Source organism: Roseateles sp. P5_E1 (assembly GCF_054049335.1).
In genome coordinates this window covers 13,395-36,855 of the sequence record NZ_JBFUMN010000052.1, presented here as the reverse complement: position 1 = coordinate 36,855, position 23,461 = coordinate 13,395, and the positions used below count along the sequence as shown (strand labels likewise).

At 66.0% G+C, this 23,461-nt stretch carries 22 protein-coding genes; 2 read left to right on the top strand and 20 right to left on the bottom strand.

What is annotated here, in order from left to right; genetic code table 11:
• The first annotated feature begins 149 nt into the window (after positions 1–149).
• Complete coding sequence (locus ACXJKJ_RS25005) at positions 150–1,532, top strand: class I SAM-dependent methyltransferase (protein ID WP_457393359.1); 1,383 nt, start codon at positions 150–152, stop codon at positions 1,530–1,532.
• The gene (locus ACXJKJ_RS25000) at positions 1,529–3,070 is read left to right on the top strand and encodes a sulfatase-like hydrolase/transferase (RefSeq protein WP_457393357.1); all 1,542 of its coding nucleotides are present in this window, start codon (positions 1,529–1,531) and stop codon (positions 3,068–3,070) included. Before ACXJKJ_RS25005 ends, ACXJKJ_RS25000 begins: the two co-directional genes overlap by 4 nt.
• Here the strand turns inward: ACXJKJ_RS25000 and ACXJKJ_RS24995 are convergent.
• From ACXJKJ_RS24995 to ACXJKJ_RS24900, 20 genes are all read right to left on the bottom strand, one after another.
• Positions 3,047–4,264, bottom strand: a complete 1,218-nt coding sequence (locus tag ACXJKJ_RS24995) for a type II secretion system F family protein (RefSeq protein ID WP_457393355.1) — start codon at positions 4,262–4,264, stop codon at positions 3,047–3,049. The two genes, ACXJKJ_RS25000 and ACXJKJ_RS24995, sit on opposite strands and share 24 nt — an antisense overlap.
• The gene (locus tag ACXJKJ_RS24990; RefSeq protein WP_457393353.1) at positions 4,264–5,943 is read right to left on the bottom strand and encodes a GspE/PulE family protein; all 1,680 of its coding nucleotides are present in this window, start codon (positions 5,941–5,943) and stop codon (positions 4,264–4,266) included. Before ACXJKJ_RS24990 ends, ACXJKJ_RS24995 begins: the two co-directional genes overlap by 1 nt.
• Positions 5,940–7,946: a secretin N-terminal domain-containing protein gene (locus ACXJKJ_RS24985; RefSeq protein WP_056204364.1), complete on the bottom strand. Its 2,007-nt coding sequence runs from the start codon at positions 7,944–7,946 to the stop codon at positions 5,940–5,942. Before ACXJKJ_RS24985 ends, ACXJKJ_RS24990 begins: the two co-directional genes overlap by 4 nt.
• Positions 7,947–8,121: 175 nt before the next feature.
• On the bottom strand, positions 8,122–8,565 hold the full coding sequence (locus ACXJKJ_RS24980) for a hypothetical protein (RefSeq protein ID WP_056204367.1): 444 nt from the start codon (positions 8,563–8,565) through the stop codon (positions 8,122–8,124).
• Position 8,566: 1 nt separating this feature from the next.
• Positions 8,567–9,076, bottom strand: a complete 510-nt coding sequence (locus tag ACXJKJ_RS24975; RefSeq protein ID WP_457355703.1) for a GspMb/PilO family protein — start codon at positions 9,074–9,076, stop codon at positions 8,567–8,569.
• A gap of 101 nt (positions 9,077–9,177) precedes the next feature.
• Complete coding sequence (locus tag ACXJKJ_RS24970) at positions 9,178–10,338, bottom strand: hypothetical protein (RefSeq protein WP_457393351.1); 1,161 nt, start codon at positions 10,336–10,338, stop codon at positions 9,178–9,180.
• Entirely contained in the window at positions 10,256–11,272 is a 1,017-nt protein-coding gene (locus ACXJKJ_RS24965) for a general secretion pathway protein GspK (RefSeq protein ID WP_457393349.1), read from the bottom strand. Before ACXJKJ_RS24965 ends, ACXJKJ_RS24970 begins: the two co-directional genes overlap by 83 nt.
• Positions 11,272–11,883, bottom strand: a complete 612-nt coding sequence (locus tag ACXJKJ_RS24960; protein ID WP_457355707.1) for a prepilin-type N-terminal cleavage/methylation domain-containing protein — start codon at positions 11,881–11,883, stop codon at positions 11,272–11,274. Before ACXJKJ_RS24960 ends, ACXJKJ_RS24965 begins: the two co-directional genes overlap by 1 nt.
• Positions 11,880–12,320 carry a type II secretion system protein gene (locus ACXJKJ_RS24955; protein WP_056204383.1) on the bottom strand — a complete coding sequence of 147 codons (441 nt, stop codon included), beginning with the start codon at positions 12,318–12,320 and terminating at the stop codon, positions 11,880–11,882. Before ACXJKJ_RS24955 ends, ACXJKJ_RS24960 begins: the two co-directional genes overlap by 4 nt.
• A gap of 11 nt (positions 12,321–12,331) precedes the next feature.
• Positions 12,332–12,712, bottom strand: coding sequence for a prepilin-type N-terminal cleavage/methylation domain-containing protein (locus ACXJKJ_RS24950; protein ID WP_457393361.1), 381 nt, complete (start codon positions 12,710–12,712; stop codon positions 12,332–12,334).
• A gap of 23 nt (positions 12,713–12,735) precedes the next feature.
• Positions 12,736–13,200: a type II secretion system major pseudopilin GspG gene (gene gspG, locus ACXJKJ_RS24945; protein WP_457355711.1), complete on the bottom strand. Its 465-nt coding sequence runs from the start codon at positions 13,198–13,200 to the stop codon at positions 12,736–12,738.
• Positions 13,201–13,314: 114 nt separating this feature from the next.
• Positions 13,315–14,727 (bottom strand): hypothetical protein, encoded by a 1,413-nt coding sequence (locus ACXJKJ_RS24940; RefSeq protein ID WP_457393347.1) that lies wholly within the window; start codon positions 14,725–14,727, stop codon positions 13,315–13,317.
• A 285-nt stretch (positions 14,728–15,012) separates the two neighbouring features.
• Positions 15,013–16,911 (bottom strand): polysaccharide biosynthesis protein, encoded by a 1,899-nt coding sequence (locus ACXJKJ_RS24935; protein ID WP_457393345.1) that lies wholly within the window; start codon positions 16,909–16,911, stop codon positions 15,013–15,015.
• Between the two features lie 13 nt (positions 16,912–16,924).
• Complete coding sequence (locus ACXJKJ_RS24930; RefSeq protein WP_457393343.1) at positions 16,925–17,512, bottom strand: sugar transferase; 588 nt, start codon at positions 17,510–17,512, stop codon at positions 16,925–16,927.
• Positions 17,513–17,520: 8 nt separating this feature from the next.
• Positions 17,521–18,681: a DegT/DnrJ/EryC1/StrS family aminotransferase gene (locus ACXJKJ_RS24925; protein ID WP_457393341.1), complete on the bottom strand. Its 1,161-nt coding sequence runs from the start codon at positions 18,679–18,681 to the stop codon at positions 17,521–17,523.
• Between the two features lie 17 nt (positions 18,682–18,698).
• On the bottom strand, positions 18,699–19,379 hold the full coding sequence (locus ACXJKJ_RS24920; RefSeq protein WP_457393339.1) for a class I SAM-dependent methyltransferase: 681 nt from the start codon (positions 19,377–19,379) through the stop codon (positions 18,699–18,701).
• Complete coding sequence (locus ACXJKJ_RS24915) at positions 19,376–20,602, bottom strand: glycosyltransferase family 4 protein (protein ID WP_457393337.1); 1,227 nt, start codon at positions 20,600–20,602, stop codon at positions 19,376–19,378. The genes ACXJKJ_RS24920 and ACXJKJ_RS24915 overlap by 4 nt, the downstream gene beginning before the upstream one ends.
• Positions 20,599–21,672, bottom strand: coding sequence for a glycosyltransferase (locus tag ACXJKJ_RS24910; protein WP_457393336.1), 1,074 nt, complete (start codon positions 21,670–21,672; stop codon positions 20,599–20,601). The genes ACXJKJ_RS24915 and ACXJKJ_RS24910 overlap by 4 nt, the downstream gene beginning before the upstream one ends.
• The gene (locus tag ACXJKJ_RS24905) at positions 21,666–22,229 is read right to left on the bottom strand and encodes an acyltransferase (RefSeq protein WP_457393335.1); all 564 of its coding nucleotides are present in this window, start codon (positions 22,227–22,229) and stop codon (positions 21,666–21,668) included. The genes ACXJKJ_RS24910 and ACXJKJ_RS24905 overlap by 7 nt, the downstream gene beginning before the upstream one ends.
• Positions 22,229–23,434 (bottom strand): lipopolysaccharide biosynthesis protein, encoded by a 1,206-nt coding sequence (locus ACXJKJ_RS24900; protein WP_457393333.1) that lies wholly within the window; start codon positions 23,432–23,434, stop codon positions 22,229–22,231. The genes ACXJKJ_RS24905 and ACXJKJ_RS24900 overlap by 1 nt, the downstream gene beginning before the upstream one ends.
• Positions 23,435–23,461: the final 27 nt, after the last annotated feature.

Genomic DNA, 23,461 nt, shown 5'->3' with positions numbered 1-23,461 from the left:
GCACCGGCCTATGCCTATATCGACGGGGGCTCGGCCCACCTCATCATCCAGGGCCTGATTGCGGCGGCTGTCGGACTCGTCTACTACATCCGCAATCCTCGCGAGATCTGGCGCGCCCTCAAGCGGCGTTGGAATCGGGACCGCTCCTGATGCGTGTGAGCTTCCGGGATCCCGACGGCAATGTCGAGGATGACGGGCAGCAGGTCTGGCGAAGAGTTCAAGCGCATGCCGCCACGCCTACCACCGAGCTGCTGACCAGCGCACTGTTTACCGAGCTGGTCCGGGACGGCCTGCTGATCGGGGTCGAGGAACAACATCCCCAACCGGATGGCAGCCTGTTGCTGCGGCATCGCCGCGTCGAGATGCCCACCTACGCCTTCGAATGGACGCCGGCCATGCTGGCGGACGCCGCGCGCCTGACGCTGGACATCCAGCGGCGCGCCTGGGCCGCGGGCTGGACCCTCAAGGACGCGGCCACCAGCAACGTGCTGTTCGAAGGCTGCAAACCCGTCTTTTGCGACCTGCTTTCGCTGCAGCGTCGTCAACCGGCCGATCCGCCGGGATGGCTGGCCTACGGCCAGTTCGTGCGTCATTTCGTGCTGCCCCTGCTGGCCGTGGCCGAGCTGGGCCGCACGCCGCGAGACGTCTTCCTGGCTCACCGCGACGGCCTGCGCGCCGCCGAGATCGCGCCGTTCATCCCTTGGTACGCCCATTTGGGGCTGGCGATGTGGCTGCATGTRCGACTGCCCGCACGGCTGGAGAGACGCCGCATTCGCCGTGACCAGAAGGCGTCGGGCGCAAGCAAGGCGAGCGGCGCTGACGGCACTCCCTGGCTGCTGGGCAACCTCGGGCGCTTCGTCGACCGCCTGGAGTCCCACGGCAGAGGCCTCAGCACCTGGAGCGAATACACGGGCAACCGCGATCACTACCTGGCAATCGAGCTGACGGCCAAGCGCAAGGCCATCGAGCAACTGGTGGGCGAAGGCCGCTATGCACGCGTGCTGGACATCGGCGCCAACAGCGGCGAGTTCTCGCTGATCGCGGCGCGCGCCGGCGCCCAGGTGCTGGCCTTGGACGATGACGTCAACGCCTTGCACGACCTGCACCGCCAGGCGCGCCAACTGAACCTGCCTATCCAGTGCCTGCACGCCAACTTTGCGCGACCCACGCCCGCAACGGGTTGGCGCCTCGCGGAAACGCTGGGCTTGCCGCAGCGTTTTGCTGGCCGCTTCGATCTGGTGCTGGCTCTGGCCGTGATCCACCACCTGACCGTGACGGAGCGCCTGCCGACGGCGCAGCTCTTCGAAGTGCTGGCCGACTGCTGCCGTGACACGCTGCTGCTGGAATTTGTGCCTCGAGAAGACCCGCGCTTCGTCGAGCTCGCAGGGCCAAACATGGGTCTGTACCAGCATTGGGATCTGGCCTTCGTGCTGGGCTGCGCCGAACCGTGGTTCGAGCTGCAGGACCAGCAGCAGATCTCGGAACATCGCACGCTGTTGCGCCTGCGCCGCCGCGGCGCGCACGCGCCATGAGCTTGGGCAAGGCGCAGCTCGGGCCTGCCGCGCGTCAGGCGCTGCGCTATGCCTTGCTGAGCTTCATCAGCCTCGGCGCGATCGGCGTGGGCGACGTGATCCTGCGCTACACCTACTCGCTGTATCTGTCGTTTCAGCCGGCCAGCTTCCTGCGGGAAGGCCATCTGCTGCTGGTGGCGGTGGCGCTCTTCGGCGCGCTCGGCGGCTGGCTGGATAGGCCGGATCGCGCCTTGCATGCCACCGCCCGAATGGCGCGCGCATTGCTGCTGACGCTGGTCTTCGTGGCGCTGTTCCAGGTCTTTCGCCAATCGCTGGCCACCTCCCTGCCCTTGCCTGGTTGGGCCAAGGCCGGCGCCATGGTCGGCTGCGCCATCGCTGCGGCCCTGATCGCTTGGCGCACGCGCCCAGAGTCGGCTGCGCGGCTGGGCAACGCGGCCTGCCTGGCCATGCTGACGCTGTTCGCGCTGCAGCCAGGCATGACGGGCTATCTGCTGGGCACCTTCTCGCCTCAAGCGCGTGACCATGCGCCCGCGGCGCAGGCAGCTCCCGCCCCGCGGCGCACCATCGTGATCGTGTTCGATGAATGGGACATGGAGATCTCAGAGCGCGAAGGACTCTTCAAGCGAGAGGCAATGCAGGATCTGCTCAAGCAATCCTTCTTTGCCCAGAACGCCCTGCCCGCGGGGCCGAACACGCTGGAGTCCATTCCAGGCATGCTGTTCGGCCGGCCCTTCGGTGAAGTCGAGCTCGGCGGCAAGGCGTCGCTGCGCAGCAAGAGCGGCGAAGTCTGGAGCCCCGAAACCCCGCAGCTCTTCAGCGACCTGCAGGCCCGCCACATCAGCCACGCGGTCATTGGCTACTACCACGACTACTGCGCGCTGGTCACGACGGCGCACACCTGCCATGCCGAACCCGTCCAGTTCTTCCAGGGGTGGAAGGCCCAGCTCGAGCGGGTGTTCAAGCGCAGCGGGCAGTTCGACTTCCCCTACTCGGTGTTCCTGCAGCAGTGGCATGCGACCTATACCCGCCTGCACGAGGAAGCCCTGCAGGCTGTGGAAGACCGCGCCAACGCGATGGTCTGGATCCACAYCAACGTGCCTCATCCGCCCAGCGCCGCGGCGCACCGCGCGCCGCGTGACCTGCGCCAGGACTACCAGGCCAATCTGGCGTTGACCGCCGAGATGATCGAAGAAGTGCGCCAGCGGCTCACAGCCCAGGGCGACGAGGCGACGCTCGTGCTGACGTCCGACCACTGGCTTCGGGAGCGCGAGCTGTGGTCGGCCATGTACGAGCAGCAGCGCGGTCCGGGAAGCGGGAGCGCCGGCAAGTCGTCCGACCAGCGCGTACCACTGATCGTTTGGTTCAGCGGTCCCACGCCGCCTGTACAGCACCAGCCACCGGTCAGCGCGCTGGCGACGCGCAACCTCGTCCTTGCGCTGCAGGACGGCAGCGTTCGCTCACCGCAGGACGTGGCCCACTTCTTCGAGCGGCAACCGGCGCCCGTGCCGCCGAGATCAGGCGGCGCCGGCGTTCATTGACGTGATCGCCATCATCACGGCGACCATCAGCACGCCGATCACGCCGCCAATGAGCAGGATGGCAATCGGCTCGATCAAGGCCATGGCCCGCTTCTGACGTTCCCGGGCCGCCTCGGACTGCATGCTGCCGAGCGARGTCAGCATCGCGTCCAGGCTGCCGGCCCGCTCGCCCACCTTGATCAGGTTCAGCCGCGCCGCAGGAATCCAGGCCGAATGGCGCAAGCTGTCATACAGCGTTCGTCCATGTTCGAGCTCGCGGGTCGCAGAGGCGATCACCAGCGAAAACTCGCGCAGCTGCAGCGCACCGCGCGACAGCTTCAGTGCGTCAAGCAATGGCACCCGGTTGCGCAGCATGGTGCCCATCAACAGCGCCCACCGCCCCACTTCTGCGTCGCGCAGCCAGGGGCCAAGCACCGGCGCCGCAGCGGCCCATTCGAGCAGCGCACGTCGAAAGCTCGCCCGTGCGAAAAGGGTCACAAGCAAAGCCGCCACGATGCCCACGCCCAGGCCGAGCGCCAGCACATGGGCCTTCATGTACACGGCCGTCTCGATCACCCAGACCGAGAACTCGGGCATCTGCCGACGCGCGCCTCTGAGCAGCGGCGCGAATCGCGGGATGACACCGATGAAGATGATCAGCACCGCGAAAAGGCCCGCCACCACCAGGATGCTCGGATAGACCATCGCGTTGCGCAGCTCCTGCCCCATACGGCGGGACACGTCCAGCTGTTCAGCGCAATCGCTGAGCGCGGTGGCCAGGTCGCCGCTGGCTTCACCCACGCGCACCACCGTCATCAGATGCTCGGCCAGGCCCAGGCCGCTGGACTGCAAAGCGTCGTGCAGGCTGCCGCCCTCGCGCACGGTGCGGGAGGCACGCGTCATGACATCGCCCATGGCGCCACCGACGTGGCCGCTCGCCAGCGACACCAAGGCCTCGTCCAGCGAGACGCCGGCGGCCAGCAAGGTGGCCAGCTCGCGCAACATCACGACCTTGTCTGCCAGCGTCAGGCGTTTAGGCGTGCGGCCGGCACGGGGCAGCGCTGCCTCGGGCGGTGCGTCCAGGGCCTTCAGCGCCAGCGGCGTGAGCCCCTGGCGCAGCAGGTCGCGCGCCGCCTGGGCCGAGTCCCTCGCCTCGATCTGGCCGCTGACCATGTGGCCGGCGGCGTCTTGCGCGCGGTAGCTGAAGCTGTCCATCACCCGCCGTGCTCGCTGGCGGCGCGCAGCACTTCGTCCAAGGTGGACAGGCCTCGCGCGCTCTTGATCAGCCCGTCATCCACCATGGAGCGCCGCCCGTCGGCATCGGCCATGGCAAGCAAACGCTCCGAGCTGCCGCCCTGGGCGATTTCGTGCTGCATCGCCGCGCCGACCGTCACCAGTTCATAGATGCCGACACGGCCGCGGTAGCCCGTGCCGCCGCAGATTTCGCAGCCGCCAGCGGCGAGCCAGGCGGGCTCATCGGGCACATCGTGCAGCGCCGGCAATCGGTCGCGCAGCACCTGCCAACGGTGTTGCAGGCTCGCAGCCTCGGGGTGAGGCTTGGCGCAATTGCTGCAGAGCCGGCGGATCAGGCGCTGCGCCATCACGGCCCGCAGCGCAGCCGCGACCAGATAGGGCTCGATGCCCATGTCGACGAGCCGGTTCACGGCGGACAGCGCGTCGTTGGTGTGGACCGTCGCGAGCACGAGGTGGCCGGTCAACGCGGCCTGGATCGCGATCTCGGCGGTCTCGCGGTCACGGATTTCGCCAACCATGATGACGTCCGGATCGTGCCGCAGGATGGAGCGCAGCGCCCTGGCGAAGGTATAGCCGATTTCGGCCTGCGTCTGGATCTGAACGACGCCCGGCAGCCGCAGCTCGACGGGATCCTCGACCGTGATCAACTTGCGAACGCCATCGTTGATGTGCGAGAGCGCGCTGTAGAGCGTGGTGCTCTTGCCCGATCCGGTCGGGCCGGTCACGAGCACCAGACCATTGGGCCAGCCCAGCCACTGCTCGAACAGGGCACGGTGGTCAGACTCCATGCCGATGCGATGCATGCCGATATCGCCGCGCTCCTTGGGCAGCAGGCGCAGCACCAGCGACTCGCCATGCACGGCCGGAATGGCGGAGATGCGGATATCGACTTCGCGGCCCGCCACGCGCGTGGAGATGCGACCGTCCTGCGGCAGGCGCCTTTCGGCGATGTCCAGGCCGCCGATCAGCTTGATCCGCGAAGCGATGGCCGGGTAGCGGTCCATGCCCAGGCTGCTGCGCGTGTGCAGCACGCCGTCCACACGAAAGCGCAGCGTGCATTCGCGCTCACCGGGCTCGATGTGGATGTCCGAGGCGCGCGCCTCGAGTGCCTGGGCCAGCGTGTTGTTGACGAAGGCCACGACCGGCGCGTCTTCAGCCAGCTCTCGCAGGCTGCGCGCATCCGCGCCCACAGAGTGGGGCGATGCGCGCAGGCGCTGGGCCCACATTTCAGCATCAGCGGGCAGCAGCAGATGCCAGCGCAGCGCACTCACGTGCGGTTCGCCGGCCAGCGCCTCCGCCACGTCCACGTCCAGCGGATCGGCGCTGGCCACGCAAAGGCCTTCGTCGTCCCGCCACAGCAGCACATGGCGATCCAGCCACCAGCTCGCGGGCGTGCCCAGCTTGGCCATGCCGGCTCGCATGGCGTCTTCGTCCAGCGCGTTGGCAAGGAGCAGCGGGTAGCCCAGTTGCTCGGCCAAGGCGGCGTAAAGCACTTGCATGGACACCGCGCCCAGGCGGACCAGGATTTCTCCGAGCCGCCCGCCCTTGCTGGCTTGCACCAGCAGCGCGTTCTCCACTTCAGCCGCCTTGACTGTGCCGCGCTCGATCAGCAGTTCGCCGATCAGCTTGGACGAGCTCACTGGCCCGCCTTCCCAGCCGGCGGCTTGGCGATCAGATCGAGAATGGGGCGGTTGGGCGCAACAGACCCGTCAGGCTTGGTGGCCGTGTCGGCCCACCCCCCCAGCTGCTTGCGGAAGGCCGCGGTCATGGCCTCGGCTTCGCTGCTGTCGTTGAGGATGTAGGGCGTGATCAGGATCACCAGCTCACGGCGATTGCCGCCACTGGTACGGGTGCTGAACAGGTTACCGATCAGCGGAATGTCCTTGAGGAACGGGATGCCCGCGCTGCCCTGGCTGGTGTCGTTCGAGATCAGGCCGCCCATCATCACGGTGGCTCCATTGCGCAAGGTCATCTTGGTTGACAGCTTGCGCGTGCTGAAGGTCGGCGAGGTGTTGACGCCCGTGTTGGTCGCAGCAGCGGCGCTGACCTCCTGGTCCACCTCGATGTCGACCTGATCGCCGGAGTGGATGACCGGCTTGACCTTCAGGATGACACCCGTGCTGCGGTACTGGACCGTCTGCAACACGCCCGTCTGGGTCGGCGTCGTGATCGTGCCCGTCGTGGTCTGCTGGCTCGTGATGATGGGCACTTCCTGGCCCACCTGGATGATCGCCTGCTCACCATTGCGAGCCTGCACACGGGGGCTTGAAAGGATGGTGGCCTGGTTCGTCGAGGCCAGTGCGTTGAGGGCTGCCTTCACGCTGCCTGCGGAGTCCAGCAGGCGGAAATTGAAGCCTGAGTTGCCGATGCCGGTGCCGCCCTGGGTGCCGAAGCGGCCGATCTTGCCGTTGCCATAGTCATGACTGGCCAGCCATTCGATGCCGAGCTGGCTGCTGTCGATGGTCGACAACTCCGCAACAGTAACCTCGATCAGCGCGGCCTTGGCGGGACGGTCCAGCATCTGCAGCAGCGAGCTGATCTGCGAATATTCTTCGGGCTCGGCCTGGAAGATCAGCATGTTGCTGGACTGGTCGACCACCACCGATGTCAAGCGTGGCGCAGCGGTGCTGCCCGACGAGGCCGTGCTGCTCTGACTCTGAGCCGGTGCCGCGCTGACTCGCCCACGGCTGCTGCTGAGCAGTTGATCCAGCGTCTTGGCCAGGTCGCCGGCATCCTTGTGCCGGACCTGGTAGGTGAAGAAGTTCTTGCCGACGCCGCGCTCACTGGGCTTGTCCAGCGTGCGCGCCCATTGCTCGACGTGCTTGAGCACTTCGTCGCTGACCGCAAAGACATAGACCGAGTTCACTGCCGAGACCGGAAGCAGCGTAACGGGATAGCGGATGCCCTGCTGTGGACCCAGCGGCGCCACGGCGTAGCCCTGCGCGGTCAGCACCTCGACGAGGCGCTTGGCCAGATCGTCGACCGACAGGTAGGCCGGCGTCAGGGCGATGCTGCGGCGCCCGCTCATCAGCGGCTGGTCCAGCATGCGGATCGCCTCGAGCGCCGCCTGCATGTTGTCCGGCGTGCCATTGAGCAGCAGCGCATTGCGGGCGACGTCCTCCTGGATGTTCACGCGATTGGCGAACAGGGTCTTGAGCCACATGGCGACCTCGTTCTGCCTGACCGACCTCATTTCGACGAGCTGGTAGACGGGCCGCAACGGCAGCGGGGTGTCGGGAAGGGCGTCACCGCGGCGGATCTCGGGCAGATTGCCGAGCTGGGCGTTGTCCGGCAGCACGCGCACCAGGCCGCCCACGTCGACAACGGCGATCTGGTAACTCTTCAGAAGCAGCTTGATCGCCGTCTCGAGCTGCGCCGCGCTTTGCGAAGCGGGTGCACGGAACGTCACCAGATCCTTGCGGGCGACCACCGCCGGATCGATGTTGACGTTGCGCTTGAGCATCTCGGTATAGACGATCTGCACGAAGTTCGGCAGCGGCACCTGCTGCAGGTTGATCGCTCCGACCTCATCACCCTGCCGGCTTGCGATGTCGGTGCTGACCTTGGCATCTGCGGCGCTGCGCTTGGCTGCATAGTTGCTTGAAGCAACTGCCGGGGGCGACGGAAGATCATTGACCCGCATGCTCGATGTCGGGGTCTCGGCARATCCAAAGGGCGAGGAGGCGGCGGCTTCGGGGCTGGCCGTTGCCAGGGGCGCCGGGACGATGGGCGCCAGGGGCGCGCAACCCGACAGGGCTGCCACCAAGGTCAAGAAGGTGCGCCTCCAGAAAGCCGGTACCGGCCTGGCTCTCAGGGATTCATTCACGATTTTCAACTCCAAAGGTCTCGCGTTTCTTTCCGAGACGCACGTGTACTTGGTTGCCATCGATCAACTCAATGACATGCCCGCTCGGTAACTTTTCGCCGACCTTCAAACGCTCGGCAGGCTTGCGATCACCCTCATACAAAACCAGCACGCCACCCACCTTGCCTTGGCCATAAATGCCCGCGAGGCGCCATCGCGGCGCTTCTTCCTGCGCACCGGGTGCGCTGGCCGCCTTCGCCGCACCCCATTGCGCAGAGGTCGCGACGATGGCAGCCCGGGTCGACGAACCATCAGCCTTCGGCAGCGCCGGCAGTTGCCAGGCATCGCGGCGCGCCTGCACGGGAGCCGGCGCCTTGTAGGCTGTCGTCTCCCCAGCGAACCAGCCGAGCAGCACGACGGCCACGGTCAGCAGCAGCTTGTTGCGTAACGTCATCATCTCAGGAAGCCTTCGCCTGCTCGCGATACAGAACGCGTACTTCGATCTCGGCCCGAGGTGGAGCAGCCTGAGGGCGCAGGCGCAGTGTGTCAACGATAATCAGTTGGGGCGACTGGCTGACCTCGGACAGGAAGCCCGTCAGTGCCACGCGATCGCTCATGTCCACGATCAACCGTACGCGCAACGGGCGTGCGCCATCGCTGGTTGGCTTGGTGTCACCGGCAACGATGCTCAGCTCGCGAATCGTCAGGCCCGCCTTTGCAGCCATTTCGCGCAATCGGTCCTGCAGCGTGGCCTCGGCCTGGCCCTGACTGGCGGCGGTCCAAAGCAGCGCCCGCGCGCTCTCGAGCTGCGTGCGCGCATCCTCGGCACGCTGCGGCCAGACCGTTTCCGATCGCAGCGAACTCAGGCGCTGCATCTGGGCCTGGGCTTCGTCGCCTTCCGCGCGCCATGCGGCCGCCTGGTCTTGCGCCAGCAGCGAGAACCAGATCCAGAGCGTGGCGAGGATCATTCGCACGCCCCAGCGCAGGCGCGCATTGCCCATCCACTCCCGGCGAGCCTGGAGCCAGGCTTCACCCAGCGTGGCCTGCAGGTTCTTGGCTGTATCGACTTTCACTGCTTCGTCCCTGCACTGCCGGGCGGTGTAGGCGGCGCACCTTCGCCGCTCAGGCGCTGCAAGCCGGCATCGGCACTGCTGCGCTGGGGCGGCGACACGGACGACAGCTTCATCTGCAGGTCAAGGCCAGCACGAGGCTGTCCATCTCGCGCTTCGGAGACCTGAGTGAACCAGCCACCCGCCTCCAGTCCAGCGATGACCTTGCTGCGCGAGACATCGGCCGGCAGGTCCAGCACGACACGGACTTCCATGCCCTGGATATCGGCTTCCCGGATGAGGCCCGTGCTCGGTAGCAGTCGCAGCAACTCCTCGAGCACCTCAAGGGGGCGCGGCGCCTGCAAAAGCGAAATCAGTGCTGCACTCTGGTCTGCCGAGGCCAGGGCCTTGTCACGCGCCGCCAGCACCGGTGCAACCCCGACTTTCAGTTCCGCGAGCGCAAGCTGCGCCTGACGGCGTGCCTCGAAGCTGTCCCAAAGCGCTCGCGCGGACATGGCGCCGAACCCGATCAATACCAGGGCCAGGACGCCGACCAGCACCCGCTCGTTGCCCTGACCGACCTGCCCGAGCTGATCGGCAGAAACCGGAAGGCGACCAGGTTTTTGCCAATTGGGCGATTCAAGCTCAGGGGCGGTGCTCGCCGAGCCCGCCCAGCCAGCCTGCCGCAGGAATAGCGACCATTCCTGAGCGCTAGGCCGAGTCGCCCACCAACGGGTGACCCGCAGCACGCCAGCCTTCCAGGCCTGGCCTTCGAATCCGTCGAGCGCCTGCACCATGCGCACCCCTTGCGAGTACGCTTCTCGCGCCAGGGTCTCAGGCAACCAGGCTGGGCTCTTCACCGCAACTTCGTCAAGGCGATGCTTCTCGATGGCAAACGCCTGCGCGACCGCCCCCTGCCAACTGATCAAATACTGCGCATCCGGCAGTGGCTCCCAGGCAGCCAGTTGGGCTCGCAAGGCGCCCAGCCGGTCTGCCTCGGGCAGCTCGGAAAGGTCGAATGCACGGTGACGGATCACTCCGCGCGAGATCAAAGTTAGCCCTCGCGCCTGCGCGCCCTGCGCACCGAGTTCCAGCCGGTCACAAAGAAGGCGGGGCAGACGGAGCGGGTCGAGCGAGGTCTTTGCTCGCGTCAGGAAACTTGGCGGCGGCTTGATGGGCATCAGGGGCGGCGAATCGATCCGACGGGCGAACTTCTTGGATCAGCCAGGGCGCGTAGGCCCCCGTCGGCAGAATCGAAAGAGTGTATTCGACCGCCATCGGCAGTCCGGGGGCCCACAACTGAACACGCAGCTCGTTGCTGGCATGGAAGTGCACGCTTTCGTCAGTGGGAAACGGGATGCCCGTTGCTGCGATTGCAGCAGTGGCWTCTACAAATGGAGCCGTTCTTCTCAGTCGGTCGAAAAGATTCCATTGATCTGCGGATACTTTGGGCCAAAGCGCTCGAAGCAAATCCAATGGTGCTGTATTTGGATTGAACGAATCATTTCTCATAACGTTCGTCCATGAAACCATCCGCTGGCGCAACTGTGGATTTGCCGCCCAAACTGGCATCAGCGCAGTTTCATCGGTGGAAAGTATCCAGTCGTTGCGCGGCGGCGCCAGGCCGGCGGCCGCATAGTCAGGCGCCTCGGCACCGTTGAGCCGCTTCAGGGAGTCGGTGTCGGTGTAGTCCAGCAAGATGTCGATCATGGCGCTCGCCTGATCCAGGGAGGCCCCGGCGCCGATCAATGCGGCAAGCCAACGTTCGCGCTGCGGCACGTTCAAGGACAGCAGCCCGCGAGCGTCCTGCACCCGGATCCAGGCGCCATTGCGCATTTCGTAGCTCCGATTGTCCAGCGCAAGTGGCTGCTCATCGGCGAATCCAGAGGACGCCAGGCCGAAGGGCCGCGTGCTCAACCAGAACAAGGCCCGAGCCTTTGCGCTTTCTACCAGCAGCCGTCCCTGTGCCAGGTTCTGCATCGAGGTTGCCTGCTGTCGCAACGCGTCCACGCGCAAAGCGAAACGCGTGGCGACGAAAGCCACCAGTGCCAGCGAGGCGATGACGAAGATGAGGACGTAGCCGCCCTCACGTTGAGAGACTCTTGAAGACTTCATCAAGGGAGCTTGGAGAGTTCGATCCGCTTGCCCAGCCGCTCGGAGGATGCCTGCAGAGCTGCGACAAAGAGCACTGCTTCAGCGTCGCCATGAACTGCAATGGCTCGGGGTATCAGCTGAGCATTCGGCACCTTGAGCGGCCATTCACTCAGCCACGCTCCGCTCTGGTCCAAATAACTAAAGTGGCCTGCATTACCTTTCCAGCGCGCCAGCACGGCCGTTTGCACACGCTTCTCAACTGGGCCCACGTCCATCGTGAGTTCCGTCTGGTCCGTGGATTGGCTATAGGTCATCGACAGCGTCACCGGCATAGGCCCAGCCGGTTCGACCATCGGCAGCAGACTGCTGATGCCCTGAACCTTGCGCGGGCCGCCCAGCACTTCATCCGCAGTGCCAGGCTCGCCGGCTCGCAAGCCTTCCAGGGACTGCTGCAGCCATAGCACGTGCAGCCGCTCGAGYCGTGGCTGCAACTGACCGGTGCCGAGGCGCCGCTCCAACTGCCCGAGCTGAAACAGGCCCTCGGCCATCAGCGTCGCCACCATCGCGGCGATGACCAGGGTGACCAGCGTCTCCAGGAGCGTCAATCCATGCTGGTGACGGCCGGCGCTCATGGCGGCTCCTCGCCGCGCCGCCTGGGCTGCACGTTCAGCGCATTCAGCCCAGGCTGCTCAAGGCTGAATTCCACGTGCGTGCCGGTCGACTCCTCGGTGCTCACGACGTCCAGCCGGTACAGGCCCACTTCCCAAACCGGGCTCTGGCTTCCACCAAAGGGCAGGCTGTGGCGCAGTGGCTCTATCAGTTCCGAACTCCAGCGCACGAGCACGGCGCCAACGCGCCTCTCCCCTTTAGGTTCGACAAATGGATTGATATTGGTGACCAGTCCCACCGTTGTCAGCTGCAAAGCTGCGCGGGCCTGCGCATCTTCAATGCGCCGGACGTCGGTCAGGTTCTGGCCGATCCAGGCGAACAAGGCCAGCCCGGCGCTGGCCAGGATGACCAACGCGATGATCGCCTCCAGCAGGCCGAAGCCGCGTTCATGCGGTTTCATACCCGACGGTTTCAGCCCTGCACGTCGCCAGTGACGGCCATGACGCGCCACACCACCGGCGGTGCGCCACGTTTGCCGAACCGAATCTCTCCAGCGCTCGCAGCGCCCGTCGGACCGTAGCGCAGCGGCGCTGAAAGCTCGATGACCACATCTGTCGGAATATCCGGTACGAGTTCTCTCACAGACGACGCGTCCAGATTCAAGGCGCGCCCCTCATGAAAGGCCCGCAGAGGCAGATTCAAGAGTTGTGCGCGCAGATCGTCCTGCCAGGCGCGCTGGCGCGCCGCCTCCAACCACCTCACCCCCGATGGCACGACGAGCCCAGCAGCCAGGGCGATCAGCACAAGGACGACGAGCATCTCCAGCAAGGTGAAGCCGCGAAACGTGCGCACCTTGCTGGGGTGGAGACAAGTGCTCACTGAGCAGCCGGAAGAACACCCACGTCAGCCGCGTCGCCCGTGCCGCCGCGCTTGCTGTCGGCTCCCAGGGAGAACAACGCAAACGGCTGACCGTCAGCGCCGGGCACAGCATATTGATAGGGTTGGCCCCAGGGGTCTTCGGGAAGCGCGCCGTCCAGATACGGCCCGCGCCAACGGCTGGCCAAAGCCGGCTCCGGGGGGGGCTTTGTCAGCAGAGCAAGCCCCTCTTCAGGCAGCGGGTAGCGGCCGATGTCCAGGCGCAGGCTCTCTACGGCACCTCGAAGCATCTTGGCCTGCGTAATCGCCGCGGTGACCTTGGATTGATCGACCTTGCTGAACAGGCGAGGCCCGACGAGCCCGGCTAGCAGGCCAATGATCACGAGCACGACGAGCATCTCGAGCAAAGTGAACCCTGATGGGGCCGCCTTGCGGCTCCGCCCATGCTTGAACAATCTTGACATCTCAGAATCCGCGGGGACTAAAGCCGAGGGATTTTAGGTTGAGCGCATTTCCAACGAATTACCGCCGGCAAATAAAAAGGGCGCCCGAAGGCGCCCTTGACCAATGTCAATTGATCAGTTCGTACCCGGGCGCAGCAGCGGGTAGGACGACATGTCAGTCACCTTGCCGGTCGTCGGATCGTAGGTGTACGAGTTGTACACGCCCGAAATCTTGTTGTTCGGGGCAGCGATGATGAACTTCAGAGCGAGGCGGGTTTTGCCGGCGCTCAGCGTCGGGCAGACTTCCGAAGCGTTGATGAACAACTGCTTGCCAGCCATCAGCGTGAAGTCGGTGGTGCCGCCAGTGCACGTCACACCGTCTTCGGTGATTGCCGAAGCCACCACTGAAGCATCGATCGAGTGCTGGCTCGTCAACACGGCACGGTTACCGTTAGTAGTCGAGCCGTAAATCGACGCCAACGGCGCTTGCAGTTCCGTACCGTCGCGGTCGATGGTACCGATCGTGGCAGCAGCAATGTCGGCAGTGGTCGCAGCTGTTGCAGCGGTCACGTCAAGCAATGCAGTCACCGACTGGGTCGAAACTGCCGTAGTACCGGTCACGACGTAGCACAGGGCACGCGTTGTGTCAGCCTGGCCAGTCACGGGCAACGTGAACGATGCCGAAGTCTTGCCAGTATTGAGAGTCAGCGCGGTGGGAGCGGTAGCGCAGTCGTCAGTAGACGTACCCAACGTGCCAGCAGCGCCGAAATCGCCGGTGAACGTGGCCTTGGTAGTTGCCTGCACCAAATCCTCAAGCTGCACTTGCGTGCCAGCCGTGTTCAACACACCAGTCACGACACCGTAAGTGAAGGAACCGATACGAGCGGTCAGGATGTCAGCGGTCGCGGGAGTCGCACCGGTCGTGGTACCAGGGGTAAATTTCTTGAACGACTGCTCAACGGACGCCGTCGTGTTGTTGGTCGTCAGCGTGAACTTGATACCCGTCGCAAACTTCAACAGGTCGCCAAAATTCCTGTACAGCCACGTCGAGGTGGCGTTAGCGACTGCAGCGACGGCAGTCTCATACAACGAATACGTCGCGACGACGTTCGCAGCATTGCTGTTGGTCACATTGAGCGAGGGCAACGTGATCGTCAGAGCATCGCTTTGAGCATGGCCCGCGCCGGCTGCAGTCACCTGGTAGATCACATAACCGTCGCCAATTGCGCCGCCCTGGACGACAATGCTGTTTGCAAACGCAAGCGTGCCGTTGACTACGTTGCCACCCGCTGCAGCGGCTGCAAACTTGGCGCCGCCAAGGTCAACACGAATGTAGCGGTCTTGACCACCACTGACACCGAAGCCAAGCTTGGTCGTGATGGTTTGGCCGGCAGCGATAGCGACGCCGGGAGCCACCGAGCTGTAGTTCAACTCTTTGGCAAACGTACCGGTCGTCACGGCCGTGTCCAGGTTGACCGAGGCAAACGCTCCGCCGCCAACCAGCGCACCGATCGCCAGAGCGGTCGCCTTAAACACAAATTTTTTCATTCGGTGAACTCCACAAGGGTTATGGAAAGAGATCGATGATTCGCGAATCACACGCGTTTAGAAACACGCCGCGGCATTCTAGACCGCGTTTTTAAGCGTTTGTCAATGAAACAGCTCGGCTTCGGGAAAACACGTGAGAACCACACGGCCTGCAGCCGGTCAGCTTAGGCCGTACAGCAGCGGAGTCCATAGTAGTAGCGTCGCGCGAAAGGCTCCTCATGGACTTACGACTTTCGTTGCCAGTGAGAGACACTTCGTACGGGTCACACACTTTGTGCGCAAGCTTCACACCATTGACGCGTCAAAGCCGCGCCGCTCGACAACGTACTCTGATCCAAGGAGTACCGAAAGAAACCGTCGCACCTCCGCGTCCGAGGAGGGTGGATTTTCACCTTGCGCGACACCTTTTAACCATGCATGAACCGCCGCATGCCGGGGGCCATCGTCAAGCTTGGCAATCAACAGCCGCTTGACCGGAGTCGGCATCGTCGCGTCGGACTCGGACAACAGTTCTTCATAAAGCTTCTCGCCCGGCCGCAGACCGACATATGAGACAGGGATATCGCGCTCGCTATGTCCCGACATGCGGATCAGGTCCTTTGCGAGGTCCGCGATCCGCACGGGCGCTCCCATGTCGAGAACAAAAACCTGCCCTCCCTCGCCGAGCGCCGCAGCCTGAACGACCAGGCGCGCCGCCTCAGGTATCGTCATGAAATAGCGCGTGATGTCCGGATGCGTCACTGTCACCGGACCGCCTCTGGCGATCTGCTCCTTGAATTTCGGAATCACGCTGCCGCTGGAGCCCAGCACATTGCCGAAACGCACGGCCATGAAGCGGGTGGCGTGGCCCTGGGCCGCCATGTGGCTGATGACCAGCTCGGCCGCGCGCTTGGTGGCGCCCATCACATTGGTTGGATTGACAGCCTTGTCCGTACTGATCAGCACAAAGCGCTCGGTGCCACATTCGGCTGACGCCAGGCAGGCGTGATACGTGCCCATTACGTTGTTGCGCAGGCAGGCCGCGGCGTTGCCCACTTCCATCAACGGCACATGCTTATAGGCGGCTGCATGGAAGACCACTTGGGGCCGATGGGCGGCGAACGTGGCCCGCAAATGAAACAGATCCTTCACGTCGCCGATCAACCGCAGCAGTGGCAGATGCGGAAAGTGCTCGCTCAGCTCCTGCTCTATCTGATAAAGCGCGAACTCGCTGAGCTCGTAGAGCACCAATTGGCGCGGCCGATAGCGCGCGATCTGCCGGCAGAGCTCACTACCGATGCTGCCGCCGGCGCCCGTGACCAATACCACCTTGCCACTCAGTGCCTCGCTGATGCCACCCTCGTCGAGTTGCACCGGTTCGCGGCCCAGCAAGTCCTCGGGCTCGATATCGCGCACCTCATTGACGCGACGACCAGCCATCAGCTCCGAGCTGCTGGGCACGGTCAACACCGGCAGACCGGTGGCACCCGCGACGTCAAGGGCCCGGCGCCGTTGCTCAACGGAGGCTGCCGGCATGGCCACGATGATGTGGGTTACGCTATGCACGCTGGCGAATCGCCGCGCGTCGCTCAGGTCGCCCAGCACGGCTAACCCAGCCACGCGCCCGCCCAGTTTGGCGGGATCATCGTCCAGGAAGCCCACGACCACCCAACCCTGGCTGTGCTGGATGCCCGCCACCAACAGCCGGCCCGCGTCGCCCGCACCCATCACCAGGGCCCGGCGCCGCTCCTGGGCGCTGCCACTGATGCGGCTGCGCATGTGCTCGTAGAGCATGCGGTAGCCCATGCGCATCATGGCCAGCAGCATCAGCGTGAACAGCGGATGCAGGGCCAGTACGGCCCGAGGGACAGCATGCAAATGGGCCATCAGCACGGCCGCGGCGCCGATCAGGCCCGCCAGCGTGCAGGCCAAGGCCAGACGCTGGACCTCGCCGAAGCCGGAGAAGCGCCACATGCCCTTGGGCACGCGCAACAGGTACAGCACAGCCGCATAGATGGCCAGCAGCCCCAGCAGCACCCAACCGTCGTAGTCGGGGCGTGCCGAGAACCAGCGCTCGAAACCGAGGCGGAACAGATAGGTGGCCTGCCAGGCGATGGCGACGACAACGACGTCGAGCAGCAGGGCCAACGCTTCGCGGCGCGGCCGCAGGCGCGTGAGCAGGGTGTCGAGAAACTGCCAGTTCATTGGGAAGCGATTGTCAGCCGCGCACGACGCGAGCCAGCGTTGCAAATATCAGCCGCAGGTCGGTGGCCAGGCTGGCGCGAGCCGCATAGTCGGCAGAGAGCCTGAGCTTGGCCGGCATGACGACCTCGCGATACTCCCTTTCGGGGTCGCTTGCCGCTGCCAGCAACTCGGCTTCGTGGCTGAAGGCGAGCGACGCCGGGTCGGTGATGCCGGGGCGCACGGCCAGCACGCGTTCACGCAAGTCCGCTGGATAGAGCTCGACATAGCGTGGCAACTCCGGCCGCGGGCCGACGAGGCTCATCGCGCCGCACAACACGTCCCAGAGCTGGGGCAGTTCGTCGAGCTTGGTCTGGCGCAGGACCTGCCCCGAGCGGGTGATGCGCGAGTCGGCGCCCACCGTGATGGCCGCGCCGGGCTCGACGCGCATGGTGCGGAACTTGTGGATGGTGAAGGGCACGCCGAAGCGCCCGACGCGGGTCTGGCGGAACAACGCCGGGCCGGGCGAGTCGAGCTTGACCCAGACGGCCGCCAGGAGCAGCAGCGGCGCGAGGATCAGCAGCCCCAGCGCGGACGCGGCAATGTCGAACAAGCGTTTGCTCAAGCCCGTACTCAGAGCAGCAATGCGCGCACCGCGGCGATGACGCGCTCGACGTCCGCGTCGCTCATCGCCGTGTAAAGCGGCAGGCTGATCGTGCGCTCGAAGGCCTTCTGCGACTGCGGGAATTGTTCGGGCGTCAGACCGTAGCGATCGCGCCAGTAGGGATGCAGGTGCAGGGGCACGTAGTGCACGCTGCAACCGATGCCGGCAGCGTACATGCCCTCGATGAAGGCATCGCGTGTGATGCCGGCTTCGTCGGCCAGGCGAACGACGTAGAGATGCCAGGAGTGCGTGTCGCCCTCCGGCGCATCGGGCGGCAGGATCAGCGGCAGATCGGCAAAGGCCTCGTGATAGCGCATCGCGATCTGCTGGCGGCGCAGCTGGAAGGCCGGCAGGCGCTTCAACTGGTGCAGGCCCAGGGCCGCGGCGATGTCGGTCAGGTTGTACTTGAAGCCGGGCGCGACGATCTCGTAGTACCAGCTCGGCACCTTGGCCGTGAAGCGGTCGAAGGCGTCGCGGCTCATGCCGTGCAGGCGCATCACGCGGGCGCGCTTGGCCAGTTCGGCGTTGCGCGTGACCAGCATGCCGCCCTCGCCGGTCGTCATCGTCTTGTTGGCATAGAAGCTGAACACGGTGGCGTCGCTGCCCAGCGTGCCGATCAGCTCCTTCTCCAACGTCGTCGGCAGCGCGTGGGCGGCGTCTTCGATGACGCGCAGGCCGTGGCGGCGGGCGATGTCGAGGATGGACAGCATGTCCACGGCCAGGCCGGCGTAGTGCACCGGCAGGATGGCTTTGGTTTTCGGGGTGATCGCTGCCTCGATGGCCGCGATGTCGATGTTCAAGGTCGCCGGGTCGATGTCGACCAGCTTCACGTCGGCACCGAGGTAGCGCACGACCTCGGCGGTGGCCGTGAAGGTGTGGGTCGTCGTGATGACCTCGTCGCCGGGGCCCAGGCCAATGGCTTCCAGCGCCAGGTGCAGGCCAGCGGTGGCCGAGTTCACCGCGATGCACTCGATCTGCGGGTCACCGAGGAAGTCGGCAAAGGCCTGCTCGAAGCGCTTGGCCTTGGGGCCGGTCGTGATCCAGCCGGATTTCAGCGTGTCGACGACTTCGGCGATCTCGTCGTCGCCCAGGTCGGGCAAGGCAAAGGGAAGGAAGGGCTGGGCACTCATGAAGGGATTTTCGACGATCAGGTTTTGGCGATCAGCACCAGCCGGTGGGTACGCAGCCAGGGGATGAGGTTGAGCAGGCCATAGGCCGCGGGCAGCGCCCGGGCCAGCGGTGGCGCCAGCGTCACGCGCCGGGCCGTGAAAGCGCCTTGCGGGAAGAGCTGTCGCACGCGCGCCAGCGGCACGCCGCGGACGTCGGGGTTGCGCGGATTGTTGACGGTGAAGTCGTACCAGACGACGGCGCCACCCGGTTTGAGCCAGCGCCACAGCGCGTCGGCCACGTGCTGCTGCAAGGCGTCGTCGAGGATGGACGAGAAGACCGTGGATTGCAGCACCAGGTCCTGGCTGGCCGGTGCGACGTCGGCTTCTGAAGCATCGCCTGGGAGCAGGCGCACGCTTTCGGGTAGGGCAGTGCGCGCGGCGGCCAGGCGCTCGGGCAGCAGTTCGATGCCGGTCAGGTGCGCGGGCAGCAGCCCCAGGCGCAGCAGGTCCAGCAGATTGCCACCGGCACCGCAGCCCACTTCGGTCGCCTGCCAGTCGGCCGGGCGCCCGGGATGTCGGGCAAGCAAGGTCAGCAGCACGCGCTGACGCTCCTGCCACGTCCGCCAGACCCCGGGCCGCAACAGGCAGTGGCGATCGGTGCCCTCTGCGCGGGCCTTGCGGCGGGCGTAGCGCTGCGCGATCTGGTCGAGCTCGCTCACGACAAGGCCTCGATGAAGCGGGCGGCGAGAACCGGATAGGCGTGATGGGCCATGGCGAAGGCGCGGCCACGCTCGCCCATCTCGGCGCGCTGCTCGGGCGTCAGCGCCGCCAGCTTCAGCAGGCCCTGGGCCACGGCGTCGGCGTCTTCAGGTGCGACCGTCAATCCGGCGCCGGCCTCGGCGACCGGGTCGTTGCCCGCCTCGACCGAATGCAGCACGGCACGACCGGCCATCAGGTAGTCGATGAGTTTGTTGGGCGCGATGCCGAAGCGGTAGATGGGCGTGCGCTGCCAGCCGATGTAGGCGATGTCGAAGTGGCTCAGCAGCGTCGGGATCTGGGCTTTGGGAATGGGAGCGAAAAAGCGCACTTGCTTCAGCCCCTCGGCGTCGGCACGCCCGGCCAGGCGTGTCGCCTCGTGCCCGCTGCCCACCAGCACGAAGCTGATCGGCCGATCGCGCAGCTTGGCGGCTGCATCGAGCAGCACGTCGAGCGCATTGGGCAGGCCCATGGAGCCGGCATAGCCGACGATGACGCGACCGGCCGCGCGCTCCGCGTCGAGATGCGCCGCCAGCGTCGCACCGAGTGGCGCCGATTCACCCTGCCATTCCTCTGGCGCAAAGCCATTGGGCACGATGCGCAGCTTGTTCAGATCCAGGCCCTTTGAAGCCATGTGCTCGTGCACGCAGGGCAGCATGGAGACGACGACATTGGCATCTCGATACGCATCCACTTCCGCCTTGCCGCACATCAGCGCGAAAGGGTGACGCGGCGACATGCCGGACAGCTCGATCAGCGACAGCGGCCAGAGATCGTGCACCTCGTAGACCAGCTTGGCCTTGGCCAGTCGTGCCAGCTTCCTGGCGACCCAGACATCCATGGGATAGGTGCTCGACGCGATCACGGCATCAGGCCGGAACTCGCGCGTCAGCCGCCAGGCGTCGGCGCGCAGCTGGCGCAGGAAGGACAGGATGTTGCGCAAGCGGCCCACGCCGTTGCCCTGGTAGCTGGGCACCGGCAGCCAGCGGTAGCGGATGCCGTCGATGATCTCCTCGACCGGTTGGCCGGGCACCTCGGGCTGTACGGCGCGCACATGGGAGTAGCTGGCCGCGACGATGGTGACCTCGTGACCCGCCCTGACCCATTCGCGGGCCAGGTAGTAGGGCCGGAACTCCATGCCGTGGGCAGGCGAGCCGGCGTAGTGGTTGACCAGAAGGATCCTCATGCCGGCGTGAGCTCCTTGAGCCGGGTCAGGAAGCGCTGCACGTGGGGCTCGAAGAGGCCGTTGGCGGCGACCCAGTTGCGATTGGCGATGGCGAGCTTGGTCGTGTCCAGCGTTGCCATGCGCGCCGGCAGGTCGTCCAGCGAGCCGACGATGAGGCCACGCGCCGAGTCGCCAATCAACTCACGATTGGCAGGCAGTTCGGACAGCAGCGGCACACAGCCATGCGCCATCGCTTCCAGCACCGAAACCGACACGGAATCGCTCTCGGGCAGGCTCAGGAACCAGGTCGAACGGGCGTAGTAGGAGGCCTGGGCGGCGGCATCCAGCCGGCCGACGAAGGTGATCTGCTCATGCAAGCCACGAGCAGCCGTTTCATCTTCAAGCGACTGACGTAACGAGCCATCGTTCGCAATGACCAAGCGCGCTTCAGGGTTCTGACGCGCGATGCGCAGGAACGCGTCAATGACGAGTTGCGGCCGGTAGATCGGCTCCAGGCCGCGGTTCGCGAAGCACAGCCAAGGCTGCTTCTTCGCGTTCTGCTTGGGCATGGCTTCAAGGCCGAATGGGAAGGTCATGACCTCCCCCGCACCCAGCTCGCGCATGCGCTCGGCCATGTGGACCGAGTCCGACGTGGTCAGGGTGCAATTGCGCAGCACCTTCTTCGTCATCCAGCGCCAGGCGCCACCGCGCTGCGGCGTCACGAGGATGTCGCTGCCCCAGGCCGAGCCGGCGATCTGGGCGCGCAGCCGCCAACCCATGCGGGCCGCCCAGGCCAGCGTGCCATGGGAGGTCAGGTAGTGGGCGTGAATCCAGTCCGGATCGGTGTCGGCCAGCCAGGCGCCGACCTTGGGCAGCATCTTGATCAGGGCGACATTGCCGCCGCCATGGTCGGGAGCCGTGTTCAGCGCCAGCCGGCGTGCGTCGGGAAGCAGATGATGGAACTCGGGCAGGAAGCCGCGCGACGAGATCGCGTGCAGTTGCACACGCGGATTGAGCGCGCGGGCCCACTTCAGCAGGTGGGGGCTTTCTCCATCACCGATCAGGACGAGCTTGATACCGCCACTCAGCATGGCTTGGCCCAGGCTTCGTAGGCTTCACGCAGCTCGGGATGGCGCGCCAGCAAGGCTGCATCGCGCTCGCGTGTGTCGCCCACCTGCCGGGCGGGCTGGCCGGCCATGATGGCGAAGTCGGGTGCGGCGCCGCGCAGCTGCGAATAAGCGCACAGGATGGCACCCTTGCCGAGCGTGCTACCGGGTTCGATGAGGCTGTGCGGGCCAACAAAGCTGAAGGCGCCCAGGCGGATCGCCCCCTTGCGGTAGCCCGGCAGCTCGCCGCCCAGCACCGCGCTGCGACGGCCGTTCACGCGCAGGGCGTTGTGGGTGCTGTGGGTCACGATGGAACAGAAGTTCGTGATCTGCACGCCCTCTTCGATGACCAGGCCCGCGCTCGCGTCGATGAAGTTGAACTGGCCGATGAAGACATGGTCGGCCAGTTGCAGGCCTGCTTCGCCCTCGATGCAGGTGCTGGGCGCGATGCGCGAATGCGGCGCGCCGGCCTCGCCGAAGAGCATGCGAAAGCCGAGCAGCCTCAGCAAGCGGCGGCGCAGGCGGTTAAGGAAGACGCGCATCATTCCCAGGTCCAGAGTGCCCAGAAGAAGTAGCCGAAGTAGAGCAGCATCGCCGCGGACACGCCCCAGCCAGCACCGGCCAGGCCACCCAGGTAGATGCCGGCCGCCAGCCCGCCGATGAACATCGCCTGCCCGACCAGCGCCAGCTTCAGCGCCCAGGCCTGTGCACCCCAGGCCATGGTGACGACGGACAGCGGCGACGCGATGAAGTGCAGCGCGACATAGGGTGCCAGCGAGCGGGCCAGCTCGCCGGCGCCGCGCCATTCGGGGCCGAAGACGGTGGCGAACAGCCATGGCCCGAAGGCCAGCAGCGCGAGCATCAGCGGCAGCGCGATGGCCGTCAGCAGCAGCAGCTTCTTGCGCACCAGGGCGCGGGCTTCGCTGCGGCTTTCGGTCTGCGTGAGGCGGGGGTAGAGGGCCTGCGACAGCGAGCCACCGACGAGGCTGGCCGGCGCCTTCAGATAGCGCAGTGCCAGCGCCCAGGCGCCAGCCTCGGGCGAACCCAGCCAGGCGGTCAGCAGCGCGATGGCCAGGGTGTCCTGCAGCGCGCCGGCAAAGGCGTGCGGCGTGTTCAGCAGCGGGAAATCGCGATGCTTCTCGGCCATGGCGCGCAGCGGCTGCGGTGCCAGCAGGCCACGCCAACCGCGCAGGGGGGCCGGCTGCGCCTGCAGGGCTGCGGCAGCAGCCGTGGCCAATGTGGCGCCGCCGATCAGCCCCCAGGGCCCCGCCTGCAACAGGCCGAAGCCAACCTGTGCAATGGCGCCGCCGCCCCACTGCACGACACGGCCCCAGGCCAGCACGCCAAACCGGCCGGCTCGAGCCGCCCATTGCGCCAGCGCCTGGCTGGCCGCGGCCGCCAGCACGGCCGGCGGCAACGCGGCGGCAACGGGAAGATCCGCCCAGATCATCCAGGCCCCGCCGACGACGATGGCCATGGCTGTCATCGCCAGCAGCATGCGCAGGCACAACGCCAGCAGCGCCGCGGCGCCCTCCTCGCCCGTCTCGAGCGCCAGCGCGAACTCGTAGCGCGCACAACCGACAACGGCCAGATTGCTGGCTACCGTCCACACCAGAGAGAACTGGCCGTACTCGGCCGGCGTGTACAGCCGGGCGATCCAGGGGCCCAGCAAAAGCGGCACGGCCTGGGCCAGCGCGCTGCCGGCAAGCAAGGTGAGAGTGGCCCGCGTCAGGCTGTGGGAGGTCATCAAGGCGCGAGATTCTAGAATCGCTGG

Bases quoted from the DNA above. Each gene is read 5' to 3' on its own strand.
- ACXJKJ_RS24955 (WP_056204383.1), bottom strand. From the start codon at position 12,320: ATGAAACCGCATGAACGCGGCTTCGGCCTGCTGGAGGCGATCATCGCG.
- ACXJKJ_RS24975 (WP_457355703.1), bottom strand. From the start codon at position 9,076: ATGATCCTCGCCACGCTCTGGATCTGGTTCTCGCTGCTGGCGCAAGAC.
- ACXJKJ_RS24905 (WP_457393335.1), bottom strand. From the start codon at position 22,229: ATGCGCGTCTTCCTTAACCGCCTGCGCCGCCGCTTGCTGAGGCTGCTC.
- ACXJKJ_RS24970 (WP_457393351.1), bottom strand. From the start codon at position 10,338: ATGCCCATCAAGCCGCCGCCAAGTTTCCTGACGCGAGCAAAGACCTCG.
- ACXJKJ_RS24985 (WP_056204364.1), bottom strand. From the start codon at position 7,946: ATGCGGGTCAATGATCTTCCGTCGCCCCCGGCAGTTGCTTCAAGCAAC.
- ACXJKJ_RS24935 (WP_457393345.1), bottom strand. From the start codon at position 16,911: ATGAACTGGCAGTTTCTCGACACCCTGCTCACGCGCCTGCGGCCGCGC.
- ACXJKJ_RS24900 (WP_457393333.1), bottom strand. From the start codon at position 23,434: ATGACCTCCCACAGCCTGACGCGGGCCACTCTCACCTTGCTTGCCGGC.
- ACXJKJ_RS24940 (WP_457393347.1), bottom strand. From the start codon at position 14,727: ATGAAAAAATTTGTGTTTAAGGCGACCGCTCTGGCGATCGGTGCGCTG.
- ACXJKJ_RS24925 (WP_457393341.1), bottom strand. From the start codon at position 18,681: ATGAGTGCCCAGCCCTTCCTTCCCTTTGCCTTGCCCGACCTGGGCGAC.
- ACXJKJ_RS24980 (WP_056204367.1), bottom strand. From the start codon at position 8,565: ATGATGACGTTACGCAACAAGCTGCTGCTGACCGTGGCCGTCGTGCTG.
- ACXJKJ_RS24915 (WP_457393337.1), bottom strand. From the start codon at position 20,602: ATGAGGATCCTTCTGGTCAACCACTACGCCGGCTCGCCTGCCCACGGC.
- ACXJKJ_RS24910 (WP_457393336.1), bottom strand. From the start codon at position 21,672: ATGCTGAGTGGCGGTATCAAGCTCGTCCTGATCGGTGATGGAGAAAGC.
- gspG (WP_457355711.1), bottom strand. From the start codon at position 13,200: ATGTCAAGATTGTTCAAGCATGGGCGGAGCCGCAAGGCGGCCCCATCA.